We start from the raw sequence: 17,741 nt of genomic DNA, 5'->3' as shown, positions 1-17,741 counted from the left end.
CAGTATTTTGGCTGTAAAGTAACCTTCGGCAGAAGCGCCGGAGTTTTTTGATTATTTATTAATATGTCTGATCCAATGAAAAATTACGAAGTAACTTTCATCGTAGACCCGGTGCTGTCGAGGGAGGAAATCGAAGCGACAGCTCAGACATATGTCGATCACCTCAAAAATGAGGGTTGCCAGATCGTACATGTGGACGAAATGGGGTTGCGCCAATTGGCTTATCCAATTAACCGCCGAACCTCCGGGATTTACTACTGCATTGAATTCGAAGCGCCTAACGGCGAACTGATTGACGTGATGGAACTGGCGCTGCGCCGCGACGAGCGCATCATGCGTTTCCTCACTGTAACACTCGATAAGTACGGTGTGAAGTACAATGCAGACAAGCGTGCCGGAAAGATCGGCAAAGTGAAGAAAAAAGCGAAGAAGAGCGACGACCGCAAGGACAACCGCCGCGACAATCGCAAGAAGGACGAGAAGCGCAAGCCAGCCCCTAAGAAGGAGGAAGCTACCGCTAAAAGCGAAGAAGAAGAATAGTCGTCCACCCCATTTGTTAAATCCTAAAGTTGAAAGATCATGGCATCCAGAGACGATATTAAGTTCCTCAGCAATCCTAAAATCGGTCAGAAGCGCGACAAGTACTGCCGCTTCCGTAAGTTTGGCATCAAGTACATCGACTACAAAGATGCAGACTTCCTGACTCAGTTCGTTAACGAGCAGGGCAAGATTTTGCCTCGCCGCATCACCGGCAACTCCCTGAAGTACCAGCGTAAAGTGGCTACTGCAGTGAAGCGTGCCCGCCACCTGGCACTGATGCCTTACGTGACTGACTTGCTGAAGTAATTTTTTGGCCCTCTAAATTTTTGAAAGATGGATATCATTCTGTTAAAAGATCTAGATAAGGTAGGCGATAAGCATGAGCTCGTTAGCGTTAAGCCGGGTTATGCGCGCAACTACCTCATCCCTCAGGGACTGGCCCTTGTTGCCAACGACGCCAACCGCGCAAAGCTCGATGAGATCAAGCGCAAAGAGGAAGAAGAACTGGCAGCCCGTAAGGCTGAGTTCGTCGAAATGGCAGATAACCTGAAGGGTAAAGTGCTGAAAATCGGCGCTAAAGCCGGTACAAGCGGCAAAATCTTTGGTAGCGTAACCAACGTACAGTTGGCTGCTGCGCTGAAGGACCAAATGGGTATCGAGGTGGACCGCCGCCGCGTTATCCTGCCGGAAGACGATATTAAGACACTCGGCGCTTACGTTGCTGAGCTGAAACTCCATCCGGAAGTGGATATCAAAGTAAACTTCGAGGTTGTAGAAGAATAAGCTACGCCTCAGGTGCTTGGTTCGGTGCGCCGGGGCTATCCCCAGTTCACCAGCCGAAACAATCTACATTTAGAGCCATTTGTCTTACCTGGTAGGGCAAATGGCTTTTTTATAGGCCAATTTAGAAGCCCAACTTCCCACCGTGCTCTTTCAGCCACTTTTCCTTCTCCTTGTAATTGGGCATGGCGTCGGAGACGAGCTTCCAAAAACGTTGTGAATGGTTCATCTCAATGCGGTGCGCCAACTCGTGGATGATTACATAATCGATTACATCATCAGGGGCAAACAACAGGCGCGTGGACAAGTTGATATTGCCCTTTGAGGAACAGCTGCCCCAGTTGCTGTGGTTGTACTTCAAGCGGACCTCCCCGATATCCTGCTGAAAGAACCGGTCGTTGAAATCGTCGACCCGGCGGGCGATTTCCGGCAAGAAGTCCTGCGCTACGATACGGCTCAATAGATGCTGCAGATTTTTGGCAAACGCTGGCCCTTGATCGTGGTGGCTGAGTTTTAGGGCAATGGTGCCGTCCGGGAGCAGTTGGCCCGAATGGGTTTTCCGGTCTTCAAAGGTGATGGCTAATTGATATTGTCTTTTCCCCACTGTCAAAGTATCTCCATCCTGGTACTCCCGGTGCCCGAAGTGGCGGTTGATTGTGTCACTTTCGGCCACTTGTTTGTGGAGCCAGTCTTTAAACCACTTCAAGTGTTTTTCTTCTTCGGGGGCGGGTAATCCGTGGGGCATGCGCAAAAAAGCCGCCGTTTTGCCGATGCTTGCCCGGACGTTGTGCCGGTACTCTTTGTAGATCCGTACGGGCACTGCTGTCCCCCCGATATTGAGCGTCAATTGCCGTATAGTGGGCTTGGCTTTGCGTTTCCTTCTCATAGGGGCTAAGTTACAGTTTTCTTTGGTTGCTGTTTATAGAGGTAGGGTCACAGATTGGACGGATTGCGCAGATTTGCACTGATTCCAGGCGGGCCATCCTGCGGGGCGGGTCTGGTACAGCAGATCAGTGAGATGAGTGTCATCAGTGTACTTGTGTCGTACGTAGCGGGTAGGGAACACAGATTGGACGGATTGCACAGATTTTCGTGGATTTCCTGGAGGTCCTCTAACTATGCGGTAAGAGCCTTAATGATCAATATCCTAATTTGGATTTGTGCTTATAATCTCTGGTGCCTGAAGAGATGTGTCTAAGGGTCAAAGTGTATCACCTCAAAAAACTAGTCCGATCGTGTTAAAGATACTGTTGGTTCATCTCTACTGTAAGTAGGATTTTAAGGGCTAGTCACATTTATTTTATGCATCATTGTATACGCTGTAAGTCTCTCGAAGAATATAGCGAGGGAGTTAAATATACATGGCGTAAAGGGTTTAGTTTAATTTCATTTTTGTGTGATTTTGTAAATTAAAAAGTGTAAACTACATCGATATGCAGTGTTTTTAATTGGTTATTTGGTTTTTTATGAGGTTTGTATTTGGCGAAGCATGTATTTTGGAGAGGTTAAATATATTCTCTGTACTAATATAAACTTTAAAGCTATGTTATCACGCATCACGCATTTTATGTATAATGCTATCTTTTTTCTATCTCAGTAATATTCACGGGCAATATCATCCGGTTGATACAACGGATGCATTTTTTGAAGACGCTCCTGTATTTGATGAAACCTGTTATCCTTCGGGGAGAATTGATGGTGTTCATACCCTGCACTTTGAATCTGCTGCACTTGTTTATCTGGATGTGCCCACAGAGCTATATTTTATTCAACTTATAGATTCAAACAACAACCTCTCTACCCACAAAATCTTTTTGCCATGAAATTGAAGCATTTGATTTTCACAGGCGCTTTGGTGGCCCTTACGCTCTTTGCCTGCAAAAAAGAGGACCCGGTTGCGGAGCCCACCTGCCCGGAATGCTGGGATCGCGAAATGGTCTGTGTTGATTTGCAGTGTGAATGTCCGGAAGGCTCGATTGAGAATTGGTTTGAGGCATGGGGCCCCTTAGAGGATAGTATTCCACCTCGTAAGTTTTGCATTGAGCCCAATCCAAAAACCTTTATCGCAGAGCTTGAACCCATTGGATGCCTGGATACCTTTGCTTTTACTTTTCCTCAGGAACCGTTGACCGAAATTGATTCGTTCAGTAATCAGAATGGTCCTGGTGCATCCACTTCCTTCAAAGTAGAACGTCCAGACAGAATCCGCCCTGAGGAAGTAAATTATACGCTTTTTTATAACGAAGTGGGAGCGCTGGAATTATATTTCTTCCAGTTTCCTCCCAACACAGGTGGAGAGCAGTTCCGATTTGAAAATTGCACCGATTTCGACGCAAATGGGGAGCGGATTGGTTTTGCCGTTCCTAGTTTTCAAGGTGTGTTTATTCATCCTGACACCATACGTGGCCAGTTAATTTTCAGTGGACATGGTACTTTTGAACACTTAGACAGTCTGCATCACCCATTGGATTTAGTTCGCACAGTACCCTACGAAGAAGACTAAAGGGACTAAATTAGCGAGTTTTAATTAGAGCAGCAGCTTCGGTTCAGGGGTTGCTGCTCTCCTATTTGCGCTCTGTTTTTCAGGTTTTCTCATTTTTGAGCTCCCTATGTTTGACTCCTCTGTTGATAGAGTACTTTGGGCTAAAAAAGAGTGCCCCAGGCTAGCATTTCCTTACTGTAAACGTAGGAGTTTCCTGTTCTCAGGCAGGGGGCGTGGGTAAGATATTGTTTCTTTTGTTAGTGTGATCGGCATCATCAGTATACCCTTGTCTTGTTGGAGAATGGGGTCACAGATTGGACGGATTACACAGATTTACACTGATTTCCGGGCGGGCCATCCTGCGGGGCGGCACCGAATTGCAAAAGATAAACCTAAATATAGGGGAACATCCTAAGGCTTCCCCAAAACACCTTCAATTACCAGTTTCAGGCTATCCACCCCAGGCTTAGGCGCAGCCATATCAATGACCTCACGAGACCGGCCCAACAAGGCATAAGATGGAATGCTGGAAATAGAAAACAAACTGCCATAATCCGAATCCATGCCACCCTCCACATAAACCGGGAAGATATTGGGGTAGGCTGCTTGTTTGGACAACGCGCGCTTCCAGGCCTCAAAGGAACGGTCAAAGGAAACGGTAAGGATAAGGAAGTCCGGCTGATCCGCGTAGTGCTCTGCCAGAGCATGCAAATAGGGCAGTTGCTGCATGCAGGGGCCACACCATGATGCCCAGGTATCGATGTAAACCACCTTGTCTTCAAAATCACTCAGTTGGATCACATTTCCATTGGTGTCTACGGCAGTGAAGTTAGCAGCGTAGCGCAATTGCCGGGTCGTGTAGTAATGCTGCAACGCATCCGCGTAAAGCGCCCGGTGCGGGTTGTGCTTTTCCAGCTTAAAATCCAGGAGCGCCACCGTGCTTACATCGACTACAGCGCTGTAGGCTTCCCACCCTTTTTCCTGATTCAGGACTTGTGCTAGATAAAGGGACTGCCAGTATTGCCGCTGCGCGCTGTCAGCCGATTGGGTGGCAATAAAGTCGAAAAAGGGCTGCAACCCGGTAGGCGCAGGCTGGGTTTTGGCCCATTCCAGGAGTTGTTGATCCGGGGCTGGCGTAACCTGACTGGCACCGGAAGGGGAGGAGCAGGACCAAAGGAAAACTACAGATAGCAGGATAATGATAGTACGCATGGGTAAAGATTCACAAATTTGCAGCATAGCGTTAGTGAGAAAAGTCACACAACCCCACCCAACGCTTGAGTAAAATTCACCTGTCTAACTTATAAACTATCAGAAATGACTCGATTTAACGCAATTATTCTAACCGTTTTTACCCTACTGGCCTGGTCTTGCAACGATAGCCAGCAGCAGGAAGTGGAGCTAAGTGCCCCTGCCCCCTGGGTTGGGTACTGGGATTTTCAAAACTACCCCGGCCCAAATGAACGGGCATACCTCCGTGTGCCTGACGACAGTGGGTTTGACGTAACGGGGAAAAACCAGATGCTGGAATTCCGGGAGGATGGTTTTGTGCGCGAGTTTTTCTGGAACCGCTGCGCCACAGAACCTGCAATACCGACAGGCTGGAAGGACGGCACCTGGACGCAGGCTGGAAGCGATCCGGTCGTGCTGCAACTGAACATTGAAGGGCAGCCCCGGACTTACGAGATTCTTTCTCTGGACGATACCAGTTTGGTCGTCCGTTCAATACAGTAATTTCATACGAAGCAATCATAGCGGGGCGGGGGAGTAGCACTTCCTGCGCCCCTTTTTTGATGGCTTACCCAAACTTCCGCTCAAAGGACTGCATCACCTGTACCAGCGCCTGCACACTCTCTATTTCCATTGCATTGTACATAGACGCCCGGAAGCCCCCCACAGAACGGTGCCCTTTCACACCAGAGCAATCTGCCGCTTTGCAAAGCTTTAAAAACTCTTCATTTAGGTGTGCTTTGCCCTCGGCAAGTACGAAGGTCGCATTCATAGTGGAGCGGTCGGCGGGGTCCGTAACGGTCCCTTTGAACATGGGGTTGCGGTCGATTTCCCGATAGATGAGCTCGGCTTTGGCGGCATTCTTTTGTTGCATGGCAGGGATACCACCATTGGCTTTGATCCACCGCAGAGTTAGCATACTTACGTAAATGGGGAAGACGGGTGGCGTGTTGAAAGCAGAGCCTTTTTTAATGTGCGTGCGGTAGTCCAGCATAGTGGGAATATGGCGCTTCACCCTGCCCAGCGCTTCTTCCCGGACAATAACAAGTGTGGCACCTGCTGGCCCAAGATTCTTCTGAGCGCCTGCATAGATCAGGTCAAAACGGCTGACATCCACTGGTTGGCTGAAGATATCAGAGGACATATCGCCGACCAAAGGGACGGAGGTCTCCGGCAGGGTTTTGAACTGCGTGCCGTAGATGGTATTGTTGGTGGTGATATGCACATAGGCGAGGTCCTCCGGAATCGCAAAACCCTTCGGAATGTAAGTGAAGTGATCCGCCTTAGAAGAGGCCAGGGTTTGGACTGTGCCAAAAGCCTGAGCTTCCTTAATCGCTTTGGTGGACCAGCTGCCGGTGTCGATGTAGCCCGCTTTCGCATCCTGATCCAGCAGGTTCATAGCGGTCATGAAAAACTGCGAACTTGCGCCGCCCTGCAAAAACAGGATCGCATAATCATCAGGAACGTTGAGCAAATCCCTGATCAGCAACTTCGCCTCTTCCATCACAGCCGTGAATTCGGGAGATCGATGAGAAATTTCCAGAATGGATAATCCCATGCCGTTAAAGTCACGGACCGCTTCTGCGGCTTGTTCGAAAACCGGAAGCGGGAGGATGGCAGGGCCGGAACTGAAGTTATGCTTTTTCATGATCTGGTTTTTCTTTCGGCAAATGTAGGTATTCAACGAAAACCTTGTACTTCATGTTGAGCGGATTTTTTCAGGGGTCGCCCACCTTTTCGTCCAGCCAAACCCCATTTTAGAAGAAAAAAGAAGCATAGATGCAGCTTTTGGCTGAATTTATGCGCTGTTGGTTATGAAGCAATAGGGGGCAGCAGCCTGTTATTGCATCATAAAGCAGCAATCCATTTTTTATAAACGGGGGTAATTTTTGCCCAATTGAAATCACAACGATATGAAAAACCTATTAGCACTTTGTTTTTTGATGGCATCCGGCTTTGCAATCACAGCCTGCGCACAGACCAATGCAGACATGAGTCGCTCCAGCGCTGATTTGCGCGATTTTGACGGCATTGCACTGGGCATTTCTGCCGATGTTTATGTTTCGCAAGGAGATTATAATGTTGAAATTACAGGTCCTGAAAAGAGTATTGATAAGGTCGAGCTCGAGGTAAATGGCGGCACGCTCGGCATAGGCACCAAACGCGGTACCCGCAACTGGAACAGCCGGGGCGTAAAGGTATACGTCACCATGCCTAACCTGTCTTCCATTGCCATCGGTGGGTCCGGTGATGTGAAAGTGGAAGATGCTTTTAACAATATGGGCAAGCTGTCCATCTCGGTTGGTGGGTCTGGTAATGTTGATATCGCCGGGAAAGCCAAAAGTATTGAAGTAAGTGTTGCAGGCAGTGGTGATGTTGACGCTTCAGGCGTTGACGCAGACCGGGCTGAAATTAGCATCGCCGGCAGCGGTAATGTCAAAGTGGGGACAGTTGATAAGCTGGAGGCTAGTATTGCCGGCAGTGGCGACGTTTATTACAAAGGAAATCCTTCTGTGAAGAAAAGCGTAGTAGGCAGCGGCGATATCCGCAAGCTGTAGCTTTAAAGGTACTGGAAAGAGCTTGAGGGGGTAGATCTGCAGCAACGGATTTGCCCCTGTTGCTTTTTGGAGGGCTTTCATTCGTACGGGCTCCATTTTTTTTGGAAGGAGACTTTAGCGCTTTTTTATTTACCCCAAATCCGTACCTTAGGCAGTCAGCAATGCTTCATCCTTATGCTCGACCGCTTTCCACATTATCCGCAGCACGACGCCATGGACTGTGGGCCTGCCTGCCTGCGTATGATCACCCGGCACTACGGGCAGCATTTTACCTTGTCAGAGCTGCGGGCAAGAGCATACGTCGACCGGGAGGGCGTCTCAATGGCGGGCCTGGTGGAAGCCGCCGAGTCCATCGGAATGCGGCCATTACCGGTAAAATTACCACTGGAAAGTACGGAGGAACGCCTGGGCATTGATCAGGCCCCTCTGCCCCTGATTGCGCATTGGGAGCAACGGCATTTCGTGGTGGTCTACAAAATATCCAAACAGCATGTTTGGGTTGCCGACCCGGCAGCCGGAAAACGGAAAATCACACGTGCTGCGTTTAACCGCCACTGGACCAGTGATGGTGATGAGGGGCTGGCTTTGCTCCTGGAGCCACAGCCTGCTTTTTACGAAGAGGAAGGCCTGCCCTCCGCACAATCCGCCCCCTTAAACTACCTCCTGCAGTACCTGCGCCCTTACCGGCCTTACTTTGTACAATTGGTTTTTGGGCTCATCCTGGGTAGTATATTCCAGCTGCTTTTCCCGTTTCTGACTCAGGCGATTGTTGATATCGGTATCCGCAATGCCGATCTCTCATTCATCAACCTGATTCTGATTGGTCAGCTGCTGCTTTTTGCCGGCCGTCTGACCGTGAACATCATCCAAAACCGGATATTGCTTCACTTGGGCACCCGCATTAATGTCTCCCTGATTGCTGATTTCCTACAGCAGCTCATGCGCTTGCCCATTACCTACTTTGATACCAAAATGACCGGCGATTTATTGCAGCGCATTGGCGACCACCGGCGTATTGAACAGTTCCTGACCACCTCCGCCCTGAGCTTTTTATTCTCTGCTTTCAGCCTGCTTATTTTTGGCGGGGTCCTGTTGGTTTATAATGTATCGATCTTCCTGATTTTTTTGATTGGCAGCCTGCTCTATCTGGGCTGGATCCTCATTTATTTGAATAAGCGGCAGGCTATTGACCACGCCCGCTTCCGGCAATTATCGGATAATCAGAGCGCGCTCATTGAGCTGATTCAGGGGATGCCTGAGATCAAATTACAGAATAGCGGCTCCAAGCGGCGCTGGCAGTGGATGAACATCCAAACCCGCCTGTTCCGGGCCAACCTGAGGTCGCTGGATGTGGAGCAAACACAGGATGCCGGTGCTTCAGCCATATCCCAGGTTAAAGATATTCTCATTACGATTCTGGCTGCAAAGCTGGTCATAGAGGGGCAAATGACCTTGGGTATGCTGCTCGCCATCCAATTTATTCTTGGACAAGTGAATTTACCCCTAAGCCGGCTAGCGGACTTCCTGAGGCGCTGGCAAGATGCCCGTTTGAGCCTGGACCGCCTGTTGGAAGTGCAATCGGAAACGCCCGAGGAAACCCCTGCAGATGGTGCGCCGGTTTGGGATGATCTACCGGAGCGCAGGGATATTCAGATTCGGGACCTGAGTTTTCGGTACAATCCCCTTGCCGAATGGGTGCTCGAAGACATCAACCTGGATATTCCGGAGGGCAAAGTCACCGCTATTGTTGGGGTGAGCGGAAGTGGGAAAACGACATTGGTCAAATTGTTGCTGGGCTTTTACGAGCCGGAGCAGGGGCAGATCCGCGTTGGAGGTCAGCCGCTGAGCGGGTTGCGCAAATCCCGTTGGCGGGCTGCCTGCGGAGCCGTGCTTCAGGATGGGTTTATCTTTTCGGATACCATCGCCAATAATATTGCGGAAAGCAGCCCCGCCGTAGACCCGGAACGCCTTCTGAAAGCGGTGGAGCTGGCCAATCTGAAGCCATTCATTGATGGCCTGCCGCTAAGGTACAATACCAAGATCGGCGCTATGGGCAATGGCATCAGTCAGGGGCAGCGGCAGCGGCTGCTTATCGCCCGCGCCATCTACAAAACCCCTGATTTTCTGTTTTTTGACGAGGCCACCAACGCCCTCGATGCCAATAATGAACGCGAAATAGTCCATAATCTGGACCGCTTTTTCGAAGGCCGGACCGTTGTAGTGGTAGCCCACCGCCTGAGTACGGTAAGCCAGGCCGACCAAATTGTGGTGCTGGACCAGGGAAAAATTGCAGAGCGGGGCACACATGAAGCATTAGTCGCCCGCAAAGGCGTTTATTACCAATTGGTTAAGAATCAACTAGAACTCGGACAATAATGCCAGGGAACGCAACTTCAAATCATGCACCATCGGATGCCAGCGGCGGACGGGCAGCCGTTCAGGAAATGCTGGGCGCGCCTCCGGGCTGGGCTTTGCGTTGGGGGATTTCGGCGGTGTTTGCAGCGGTAGTCCTGTTGTTGGCAGGGGCATGGCTGATTCGCTACCCCGATACTGTGACGGCTCAGGTCATGTTGACTACGCCGCAGCCTGCCATTCGCATCGTGGCGCCCCGTGGCGGGAAATTACAGCGGCTGCTGGTGAAAGACGGTGAAATGGTCCAGCCCGGTCAAATGCTAGCTGTACTGGAGAACACCGCAGTATGGGAGGAGGTCCAAGCCCTTCAGCATTGGCTGGAAAAGGATACCCTTGAAACCCCTGTCCCCGATCTTCGTCTTGGCACATTGCAGGCTCCGATGGCGCAGCTGCAGCGCAACCGGGAGGCCTATCAGTTTTTCCTTCGCCGGTCAGACTGGGCGAAACGGATTCGCTCTCTGCGGAATCAGCAGGAGCAGCTGGTGGCGCTTTCGGCAGCACAGGGCCAAAAACTGGAAGTTTTACAGGCAGAACGGGATCTGGCGCAGGCCAACTTCAAACGAAATGAAGCCCTCGCTGCCTCCGGGAATGTCAGTCAGCTCGATAAGGAACAAGCGCAGTTGGCGGTGCTCCGGCTGGAGCGGGAGATACGCGAAGTGGAAGCCGAGCGCCTGCGCAATGCCCTAGAGGCAGAACGGAACAACGCTCTGCTCATCACTTTACAACAGGAGCAGCAAAACAGCGCACAAGAACTGAAACTGGCCTACGAAGAAAGCAAAGCCAACCTGAACGCTGCGGTGAAATCCTGGCAGCAAAACAATTTACTTTGGGCCGAAATAGCAGGCCGGGTGGCTTTCCAACAACCGCTCACCGCAGGGCAGTATTTGGAAGAAGGGCAATTGGTTATGACGGTGCTTCCGGCCTCAGGAGCGCACAGTCCGACCCTGGCTCGTGGCTATCTGCCCGCTCAGAATGCCGGACGCGTGGATACAGGGATGCAAGCTCGTTTATTTCTGGATGCTTATCCGGAGCAGCAGTATGGTGCGCTCAAGGCTGAAGTCCGCCATATAGCGCCCATCCCGGAGCAGCAGGCTTACTATATTGAGCTCGCGCTTACAGCAGGTCTGCAGACGACCTACGGCCAGGAATTGCCCTTTTCACAGGAACTCTCGGCCCGTGCCAACATCATTACCGAAGACCGGCGGCTGCTGTTCCGCCTTTTTGATCAGTTGAGGAGTTTGTGGGAAAATTATTGATTAACTTATCCTGCTCCAGCCCCTTAGCTTCTTCCCATGCTTATCCAGGTACCAAACGATAGGGTGGTGCTCCTGGCGCTCAAACTTAGGGTCATCATCCAGGATGCGGGCGGCGACTTCCCGGGCCGTTTGCAGAATGCGCCCATCCTTAGCCAGGTCGGCAATGCGGAAGTTGAGAATGCCGCTCTGCTGTGTGCCCTCGATATTGCCCGGGCCCCGGAGGCGGAGGTCCGCTTCGGCGATATCAAAACCGTTATTGGTGCGGACCATGGTTTGAATGCGCTCTTTGCTCTCCTTGCTGAGCTTAAAACTCGACATCAGAATACAGAAAGACTGCTCGGCACCCCGCCCCACGCGCCCCCTCAGCTGATGGAGCTGTGACAGTCCGAAGCGCTCTGTATTTTCAATCACCATAACGGATGCATTTGGCACATTCACACCCACTTCAATCACGGTGGTCGCCACCATGATCTGCGTTTTGCCCTCCACAAAGCGCTGCATTTCAAAATCCTTGTCGGCAGGTTTCATACGGCCATGCACCACGCTGATTTGGTAGTTGGGCGGTGGGAATTCCCGCCTCAGGGCTTCGTACCCGTCCTGTAAGTTTTGCAGGTCCAGGGTTTCAGATTCTTCAATGAGGGGGTAGACCACATAGACCTGCCTGCCCTTCGCAATCTCCTCTTTCATAAAGCCCAGTACGCGCAGCCGGTTGTTTTCGGTTTTGTGCAGGGTTTGAATGGCTTTGCGCCCGGGCGGCAGCTCATCAATGACGGATACGTCGAGGTCGCCGTAGAGGGTCATTGCGAGGGTACGCGGGATGGGCGTCGCCGTCATCACAAGGACATGGGGAGGGTAGGGGCTGCTTTTTTTCCAGAGTTTCGCCCGCTGCGCCACGCCAAAGCGATGCTGTTCGTCGGTAATGGCCAGGCCCAGATTTTGGAAGACAACAGGAGGCTCGAGCAGGGCATGCGTGCCGATAAGGATGTGAACCTCTCCGTTTTTCAGAGCTTCGAGCAGGACTTTGCGCTTTTTCCCCTTTACGCTGCCAGAAAGAAAGCCGACCTGTAGGTCCATGCCTTCCAGGTATTCGCTGATGGAATTGTAGTGCTGCTGGGCGAGGATTTCGGTAGGGGCCATAAGGCAGGCCTGGAAGCCGTTGTCAATAGCCAGCAGCATGGTCATGAGGCCCACGATGGTTTTGCCACTGCCTACATCGCCCTGCAGCAGCCGGTTCATTTGGATGCCTTTGCCCAGGTCGCGGCGGATTTCCTTAAGGACCCGTTTTTGGGCACCGGTCAGCTCGAATGGCAATTTGTGATTGAAGAAGTGCATGAAATGCTCACCCACCTGTTCGAAATTGAACCCCTTGATCGCGTCCCGTCGACGTCGGATTTGGAGCAGGCGAAGTTGCAGGAAGAAGAGTTCTTCAAACTTCAGGCGGTTGCGGGCCTGCTGCAGTTGTTCTTCTGATTTTGGAAAGTGGATGGCACGCACAGTATCGTAACGGGAAGGGAAGCGGAACTTTTTGACGATGTAGGGCGGCAGGTTTTCCGGGAGGTCTTCGGGTTGAAGTTTATCCAGCAGAGCCGCCATCATCCGGCGTCGGTTGCGGGCATCTACCCCCTTGGTGTTTAGCTTTTCGGTACTGGGGTATACCGGAGCGAAGCTTGCCGCTTTTTTGATCTTTTCGGGATTGGCAATTTCCATTTCCGGATGAGGGATACTCAGTTGGTCCCGGAATGCATTGACCCGGCCATAGATGACATACTCTTTTCCAACCTCCAGCTGCTTTTGCAAATAGCTGACACCAGAGAACCATACCAGGTCGATAGCGCCCGTCTCATCCCGGAAGCGGCCGGTAAGGCGTTTTTTTCTGCCTTCCCCAACGGGCACAAGGCGGCGCAGTATACCGCGGAGCTGGACTTCCCCACTTTCCTGATGTAGGGTGTTGATTTTGTGGAATTGGGTTTTATCGATATAACGGTGGGGGTACTGTTGCAGCAGGTCCCCACAGGTGAATATGCCCAGCTCTTTGTTGAGAAGCTCTGCGCGTTTAGGGCCCACGCCCTTGAGGTAGGATATGTCAGAATCGAGGGTGTTCATATGTGGCGCCATCAAAAATAGCAACTTTTTAGTAGTTTTTGCAACCGGCAATGGAACTCTGGAGGGGCAGTTTTGTTGTAAAACTCGCACAACAGTGGTCACCCCAGGCTGATAGAGTTGACAAGGTGCTCCAATAATTCTATCTTTGCGGCCCGTTAAAAGCGGTGGAGAAGACCAGGCAGCGAATTTTCCTGCGATACAACAAGAGAAGATTAATCGATATATGGCGACGAAGCGCAATTTACAGGTAGCAGAATTAATCAAGCGGCACTTCAGCGAAGTATTACAGAATGAAGGCGGGTATGTTTATGGTACCGAACCGTTGGTGACGGTCACAAAAGTTATGGTGAGCCCGGATTTCAGCCAGGCAAAAATCTACCTGAGCGTTTACAATACCGAGGACAAACAATCGGTGATTCTTAAAATGGAGCACGAAATTACCCGCCTCAAGCAAGCACTGGCTTATCGCATCAGAAAGCACATGCGCCGCGTGCCTGATGTGGCCTTTTATCTGGATGATACCCTGGACGAGATGTACCGGCTCAATCAGCTTTTTAACCGGCTCCACCAGGAAGGCCACATGGGGGATGAAGAAGAGCAACAGGAAGGCTAAACAGCAGGGGGCTATTTGATCATTTTCATGAAAGTGCCGACAAACCAGTTGGAATCAGCTTTAACCAGGGAGTCTAATGTGGAATCAGCCTTGCTGGAGAAAAGCTTGATTTCCCGGATTACTTCCGCAAACTCTCTGGATTCCTCATCAATTTCATCAACGCTTGATATTTCATCGAGCACTCTGAGCATGGGCTCTAGTTCCCGCTTTTTGCGTTGGGTAATGATGCACTTGACCACCTCCCACATGTCTTTTTCCGCTACGAAGTACTCCCGGCGTTCACCCGTTTTCAGCTCTTTATAAGCCAGGCCCCAGTCGATCAGGGCCCGAATATTCATATTTGCGTTACCCCGGGAAATTTTCAACTCATCCATTATTTCCTCGGCGCTCATCGCTTCCGGAGAAATCAGCAGCAGAGCATGGATCTGTGCCATGGTGCGGTTGATTCCCCAGCTGGAGCCTAGCGCTCCCCAGGATTGGATGAATTTGTCTTTTCCTTCTTCCAGTGTCATGAAAACCTGATTTTCGTTGGGTGCAAATAAAATTTAAGGGTTCCAGCCAAAAGTCTGGGACCGCTCATTCGGGTAGATAAATGAAAATTGTGGCAATTTGTTGTCAAACCGGAGGTTATTTTCCCTCGGCACCCTTATAAAAAGGTGGGCGTACTACTGTGGCAGCCAGATTTTTCCGGCCAGCGTGTACATAAATAGTTGTGCCCGGGGCTTTGTAAGCCTCCTTGACATAGCCCATGCCGATGGGGTAGCCGAGTGACGGAGACAGTGTTCCTGAGGTGACCTGCCCGATGGTTGCTCCCCCTGCGTCTACAATAGGATAACCGTTGCGGGGCACCCGACGTTCATCCGGTAGCTCGAAGCCTACCAGGCGGCGGCTTACGCCTTCTTCCCGTTGCTTAATGAAGGTATCGCGACTGGTAAATTCGCCTTTTTTCGTTTTAGTAATCCAACCAAGCCCTGCTTCAATCGGGGAAGTGGTATCGTCAATATCATTACCGTATAAGCAATACCCCATTTCCAGCCGGAGGGTGTCCCGTGCGCCTAGTCCGATGGGTTTGATACCGAAGCTTTCGCCGGCCTTCATAACGGCGTTCCAAAGGTCGACTGCTTTATTTGCACTGACGTAAAGCTCCAACCCGCCGGCACCTGTATAGCCGGTTGCTGAGATGAGTACGTTGTCGATGCCGGCAAATGTCCCTTTGGTGAAGGTGTAGAATTTTAGGCCGCTCAAGTCCGTCCCGGTAAGGGGCTGCATGGCTTCAATGGCTTTGGGGCCCTGCACGGCAAGCAAAGCCGTTTGGTCGGAAATATTGATTAACTGGGTATCAAAGGTATTTGCCTGCGTAATCCACGCCCAGTCCTTTTCGATGTTGGAAGCATTGACGACCATCATGAACGCCTTTTCGCCATCAGAGCACATTTCTTCGGTCAGGCGGTAGACGATGCAGTCGTCCACGATCCCCCCGGTATCATTGGGCATACAGGTGTATTGTGCATCACCGATGGCGAGCTTGGAAGCATCGTTGGAAGTCACTTTTTGAATAAGGTCAAGGGCCTCTTTGCCCCGGATGATAAATTCTCCCATGTGCGAGACATCAAATACGCCAAGACTGTTTCGTACCTGATGGTGCTCCTCCTTGAGGCTGCTATAGGAAATGGGCATGTTGTAGCCGGCAAAGGGGACCATTTTGGCGCCAAGCCCTTCGTGTATTGCGGTAAGTGGTGTGGTCTTCATGGTTAGAGTTCGATGTTTTTGATACGGTCACCGACCTGCGTTTGGTGAACGACCTCCAGCCCGTCTGTGACGCGCGCAAATATAGTATATTCTCCGTCCAGGTGTGGTGTGGGGCTATGGGTAATGAAAAACTGTGTGCATTCTGTATGATTGCCTGCCGATGCCATGCCTACATAGCCGGCTTCATCGTAATAAAGCGGGGGCAGCTCAGAACGGATGGTATAATCCAGGCTGCCATAACCATCGCCCCGGGGGCAGCCTGCCTGTATGACGAAATTAGGGACCACCCGGTGAATGGTCTTATCCTGGTAAAAACCCTGCCGGACCAGTGCAATGAAGTTGGCGACGGTGCCGGGGGCAAACTCGGGCATCATTTCCAGCGTAATAGCGCCACGGTTGGTATTGATGGTGACCAGCCGGTCCTCTGACAAGTCATCCAGCATAGCCCAGTCGATCGGATGGTTGTAGGCCGGAGTTTTAGGTTCAGGGGCTTCTTCCCCTTTGACGTAGGCAATCGTTTGCTGCAACTGATTGTAAGTTTCGATTTCTTTCGGCAGCTCCAGTTTTTCGAGCGCTTCCTCCAAAATAATGGTATTGGACATGAGCGCATCAAACTTGAGGTTTTCATTGCGCAGTGCCTCAGCAGCTACGGCAATCATGCCAGGGTCACCGGTCTGCATGGCTTCCAGGTACATCCCGAGTAATTCACGGCGTACACTCCGGTAACCCGCCCCAAAGAAGGCTCTGAAGTCCGGCCGCCCGCTGATCATACTCAGCGCTTCCATTGTAGCTGTGCGGATAACCGGAGAGCTGGAAGGCGCACCTTCCCGATAGATATATTTGTAATTCCAGCCAAACTCAGCCAGGGCTTTTAGCAAAGCAGACTTTTCGTAAACGGAAGTACTGTTGCCCAGCCAGCGCCGAAGTTCAGCGTTAATGCCATCTCTGGAATTGACCGAATAGGCAGGTAAGTGCCGGTTAGCTGCTTGGTATAGCGGGATTTGCACCTGCCAGGGCAGAGAGTCCTTGGCCCACTGCCAGTATTGGGTGGCATCGTCCGAAATGCCATGCTCGATAAAGAATTGTGCAGCTCTACGGGCTTCACTGGCATTGGAGCTCTTGAGCGCTTCCCGAACTGTGGTTTTGACACTATCGTATGGGAAGTTCGCGAATGCCCTTAGCAGGTTGCTCCGCACCCGGTAGTCGTTTTCCTGCTTATATTGCTGAAGCAGGGCAGGCATCGCCTGATCGGCTTTGGTTTTGCCCAGCGCCACGACCAGCACCATGCGAATGCGGGGATCCGTAGCAGTTGCCAATGCATTTTTCAATAAGGGTACCGCAGAAGTGTCAAGCTTTAGCCCGGTTGCCCGGTAGAGGTAATTTGCTGCAATCAGGCGAACACTTGTCGGGTACTGTCCATCAGTTGCCAGGCTGATCATACGCTTGGTGCCTGCTTCGTTGGTAATATTCCGCAGGGCATAGCGATAGATGCCCAAGGCTTGTCCTTCCAGCAGTGCTGTATCTGTAGGCTCATAAGTAGAAACCGTCGCGAGGTCTGCCAGAGTCGGTTCGGTTCCGATTTTGCCTACAGCCTCAAGAATAGCCCGATTGGCTAACCGGTAATGGCCAGCGGTGTCATTGCGCTCAAACGCGCGCAGCAGGTAGCGTTCGCCCGCAGCGGCTCCACTTTGCCCTATGGCATAGGCGGCAATGGCCCGCACACGGTCCACAGGGTCTTGCAAAAGCCGGGCAAGGCTGTCTATGGCCTCCGGTGAACGCATGGAGGCAAAGGCACGGGCAGAAAGGTAACGCAGCGTCGGCTGCTCATCGTGAAAAAAGGTATAAAGGCTGTCGGCCAGTTGCTGGTCCTGGAAATCAGCAATACGCTGAAATTCCGGTGAGCTGGCATCAAGCGTGATGTTGCTGTCTACTTCATTGGAAGGAGGCATGCAGCCGCTGTAAAAAAGCGCCGTCAGGGCCAAAATCAGCAAAGTGGGGCGTTGGTGTTTCATGGCAGT

General features: G+C 51.4%; 16 protein-coding genes. 9 read left to right on the top strand and 7 right to left on the bottom strand.

All coding sequences use genetic code 11. The features are described 5' to 3' along the window. The first annotated feature begins 75 nt into the window (after nt 1–75). From rpsF to rplI, 3 genes are read left to right on the top strand one after another with little or no spacing between them, the layout of a single operon-like run. Nucleotides 76–540, top strand: a complete 465-nt coding sequence (gene rpsF / locus MRY86_RS10080; RefSeq protein WP_293566529.1) for a 30S ribosomal protein S6 — start codon at nt 76–78, stop codon at nt 538–540. 36 nt (nt 541–576) lie between these two features. After that, on the top strand, nt 577–846 hold the full coding sequence (gene rpsR / locus MRY86_RS10075) for a 30S ribosomal protein S18 (protein WP_173426327.1): 270 nt from the start codon (nt 577–579) through the stop codon (nt 844–846). Nucleotides 847–873: 27 nt separating this feature from the next. After that, nucleotides 874–1,323, top strand: a complete 450-nt coding sequence (gene rplI, locus MRY86_RS10070; protein WP_293566530.1) for a 50S ribosomal protein L9 — start codon at nt 874–876, stop codon at nt 1,321–1,323. A 121-nt stretch (nt 1,324–1,444) separates the two neighbouring features. Here the strand turns inward: rplI and MRY86_RS10065 are convergent, their stop codons facing one another. Beyond that, a complete protein-coding gene (locus tag MRY86_RS10065) occupies nt 1,445–2,206 on the bottom strand; it encodes a M48 family metallopeptidase (protein WP_293566531.1) in 762 nt (253 codons plus the stop codon). Nucleotides 2,207–3,139: 933 nt separating this feature from the next. On the opposite strand from MRY86_RS10065, the gene MRY86_RS10060 reads away from it, so the two are divergent. Continuing rightward, nucleotides 3,140–3,823, top strand: coding sequence for a hypothetical protein (locus tag MRY86_RS10060; protein ID WP_293566532.1), 684 nt, complete (start codon nt 3,140–3,142; stop codon nt 3,821–3,823). A gap of 390 nt (nt 3,824–4,213) precedes the next feature. Here the strand turns inward: MRY86_RS10060 and MRY86_RS10055 are convergent, their stop codons facing one another. Next, a complete protein-coding gene (locus MRY86_RS10055) occupies nt 4,214–5,014 on the bottom strand; it encodes a TlpA disulfide reductase family protein (RefSeq protein ID WP_293566533.1) in 801 nt (266 codons plus the stop codon). A gap of 105 nt (nt 5,015–5,119) precedes the next feature. Here MRY86_RS10055 and MRY86_RS10050 point away from each other — a divergent pair, with 105 nt between their 5' ends. Further along, nucleotides 5,120–5,536 (top strand): hypothetical protein, encoded by a 417-nt coding sequence (locus tag MRY86_RS10050; RefSeq protein WP_293566534.1) that lies wholly within the window; start codon nt 5,120–5,122, stop codon nt 5,534–5,536. Nucleotides 5,537–5,600: 64 nt separating this feature from the next. On the opposite strand, the gene serC is transcribed toward MRY86_RS10050, so the two are convergent. Continuing rightward, nucleotides 5,601–6,680, bottom strand: a complete 1,080-nt coding sequence (gene serC / locus MRY86_RS10045; RefSeq protein ID WP_293566535.1) for a 3-phosphoserine/phosphohydroxythreonine transaminase — start codon at nt 6,678–6,680, stop codon at nt 5,601–5,603. A 265-nt stretch (nt 6,681–6,945) separates the two neighbouring features. Here serC and MRY86_RS10040 point away from each other — a divergent pair, with 265 nt between their 5' ends. The 3 genes from MRY86_RS10040 to MRY86_RS10030 all read left to right on the top strand — a co-directional run bounded on the left by MRY86_RS10040 (nt 6,946) and on the right by MRY86_RS10030 (nt 11,258). Further along, a complete protein-coding gene (locus tag MRY86_RS10040) occupies nt 6,946–7,590 on the top strand; it encodes a head GIN domain-containing protein (protein WP_293566536.1) in 645 nt (214 codons plus the stop codon). Nucleotides 7,591–7,764: 174 nt separating this feature from the next. After that, nucleotides 7,765–9,966, top strand: a complete 2,202-nt coding sequence (locus tag MRY86_RS10035; RefSeq protein ID WP_293566537.1) for a peptidase domain-containing ABC transporter — start codon at nt 7,765–7,767, stop codon at nt 9,964–9,966. After that, the gene (locus MRY86_RS10030) at nt 9,966–11,258 is read left to right on the top strand and encodes an HlyD family efflux transporter periplasmic adaptor subunit (protein WP_293566538.1); all 1,293 of its coding nucleotides are present in this window, start codon (nt 9,966–9,968) and stop codon (nt 11,256–11,258) included. The genes MRY86_RS10035 and MRY86_RS10030 overlap by 1 nt, the downstream gene beginning before the upstream one ends. On the opposite strand, the gene recG is transcribed toward MRY86_RS10030, so the two are convergent. Then, nucleotides 11,259–13,373 (bottom strand): ATP-dependent DNA helicase RecG, encoded by a 2,115-nt coding sequence (recG, locus tag MRY86_RS10025; protein ID WP_293566539.1) that lies wholly within the window; start codon nt 13,371–13,373, stop codon nt 11,259–11,261. Between the two features lie 133 nt (nt 13,374–13,506). Here recG and rbfA point away from each other — a divergent pair, with 133 nt between their 5' ends. Continuing rightward, the gene (rbfA, locus tag MRY86_RS10020) at nt 13,507–13,974 is read left to right on the top strand and encodes a 30S ribosome-binding factor RbfA (protein WP_293571405.1); all 468 of its coding nucleotides are present in this window, start codon (nt 13,507–13,509) and stop codon (nt 13,972–13,974) included. An 11-nt stretch (nt 13,975–13,985) separates the two neighbouring features. Here rbfA and MRY86_RS10015 read toward each other — a convergent pair whose 3' ends face one another. The 3 genes from MRY86_RS10015 to MRY86_RS10005 all read right to left on the bottom strand — a co-directional run bounded on the left by MRY86_RS10015 (nt 13,986) and on the right by MRY86_RS10005 (nt 17,735). Beyond that, complete coding sequence (locus MRY86_RS10015) at nt 13,986–14,486, bottom strand: transcriptional regulator (RefSeq protein ID WP_293566540.1); 501 nt, start codon at nt 14,484–14,486, stop codon at nt 13,986–13,988. Nucleotides 14,487–14,601: 115 nt separating this feature from the next. Beyond that, a complete protein-coding gene (gene gcvT, locus MRY86_RS10010) occupies nt 14,602–15,723 on the bottom strand; it encodes a glycine cleavage system aminomethyltransferase GcvT (RefSeq protein WP_293566541.1) in 1,122 nt (373 codons plus the stop codon). A 2-nt stretch (nt 15,724–15,725) separates the two neighbouring features. Continuing rightward, entirely contained in the window at nt 15,726–17,735 is a 2,010-nt protein-coding gene (locus tag MRY86_RS10005; protein ID WP_293571403.1) for a peptidylprolyl isomerase, read from the bottom strand. Nucleotides 17,736–17,741: the final 6 nt, after the last annotated feature.

Origin of the sequence: Phaeodactylibacter sp. (assembly GCF_022763345.1) — a bacterium.
In the GTDB taxonomy this organism is placed as follows: domain Bacteria; phylum Bacteroidota; class Bacteroidia; order Chitinophagales; family Saprospiraceae; genus Phaeodactylibacter.
This window is presented reverse-complemented; position numbering and strand designations above follow the sequence as displayed.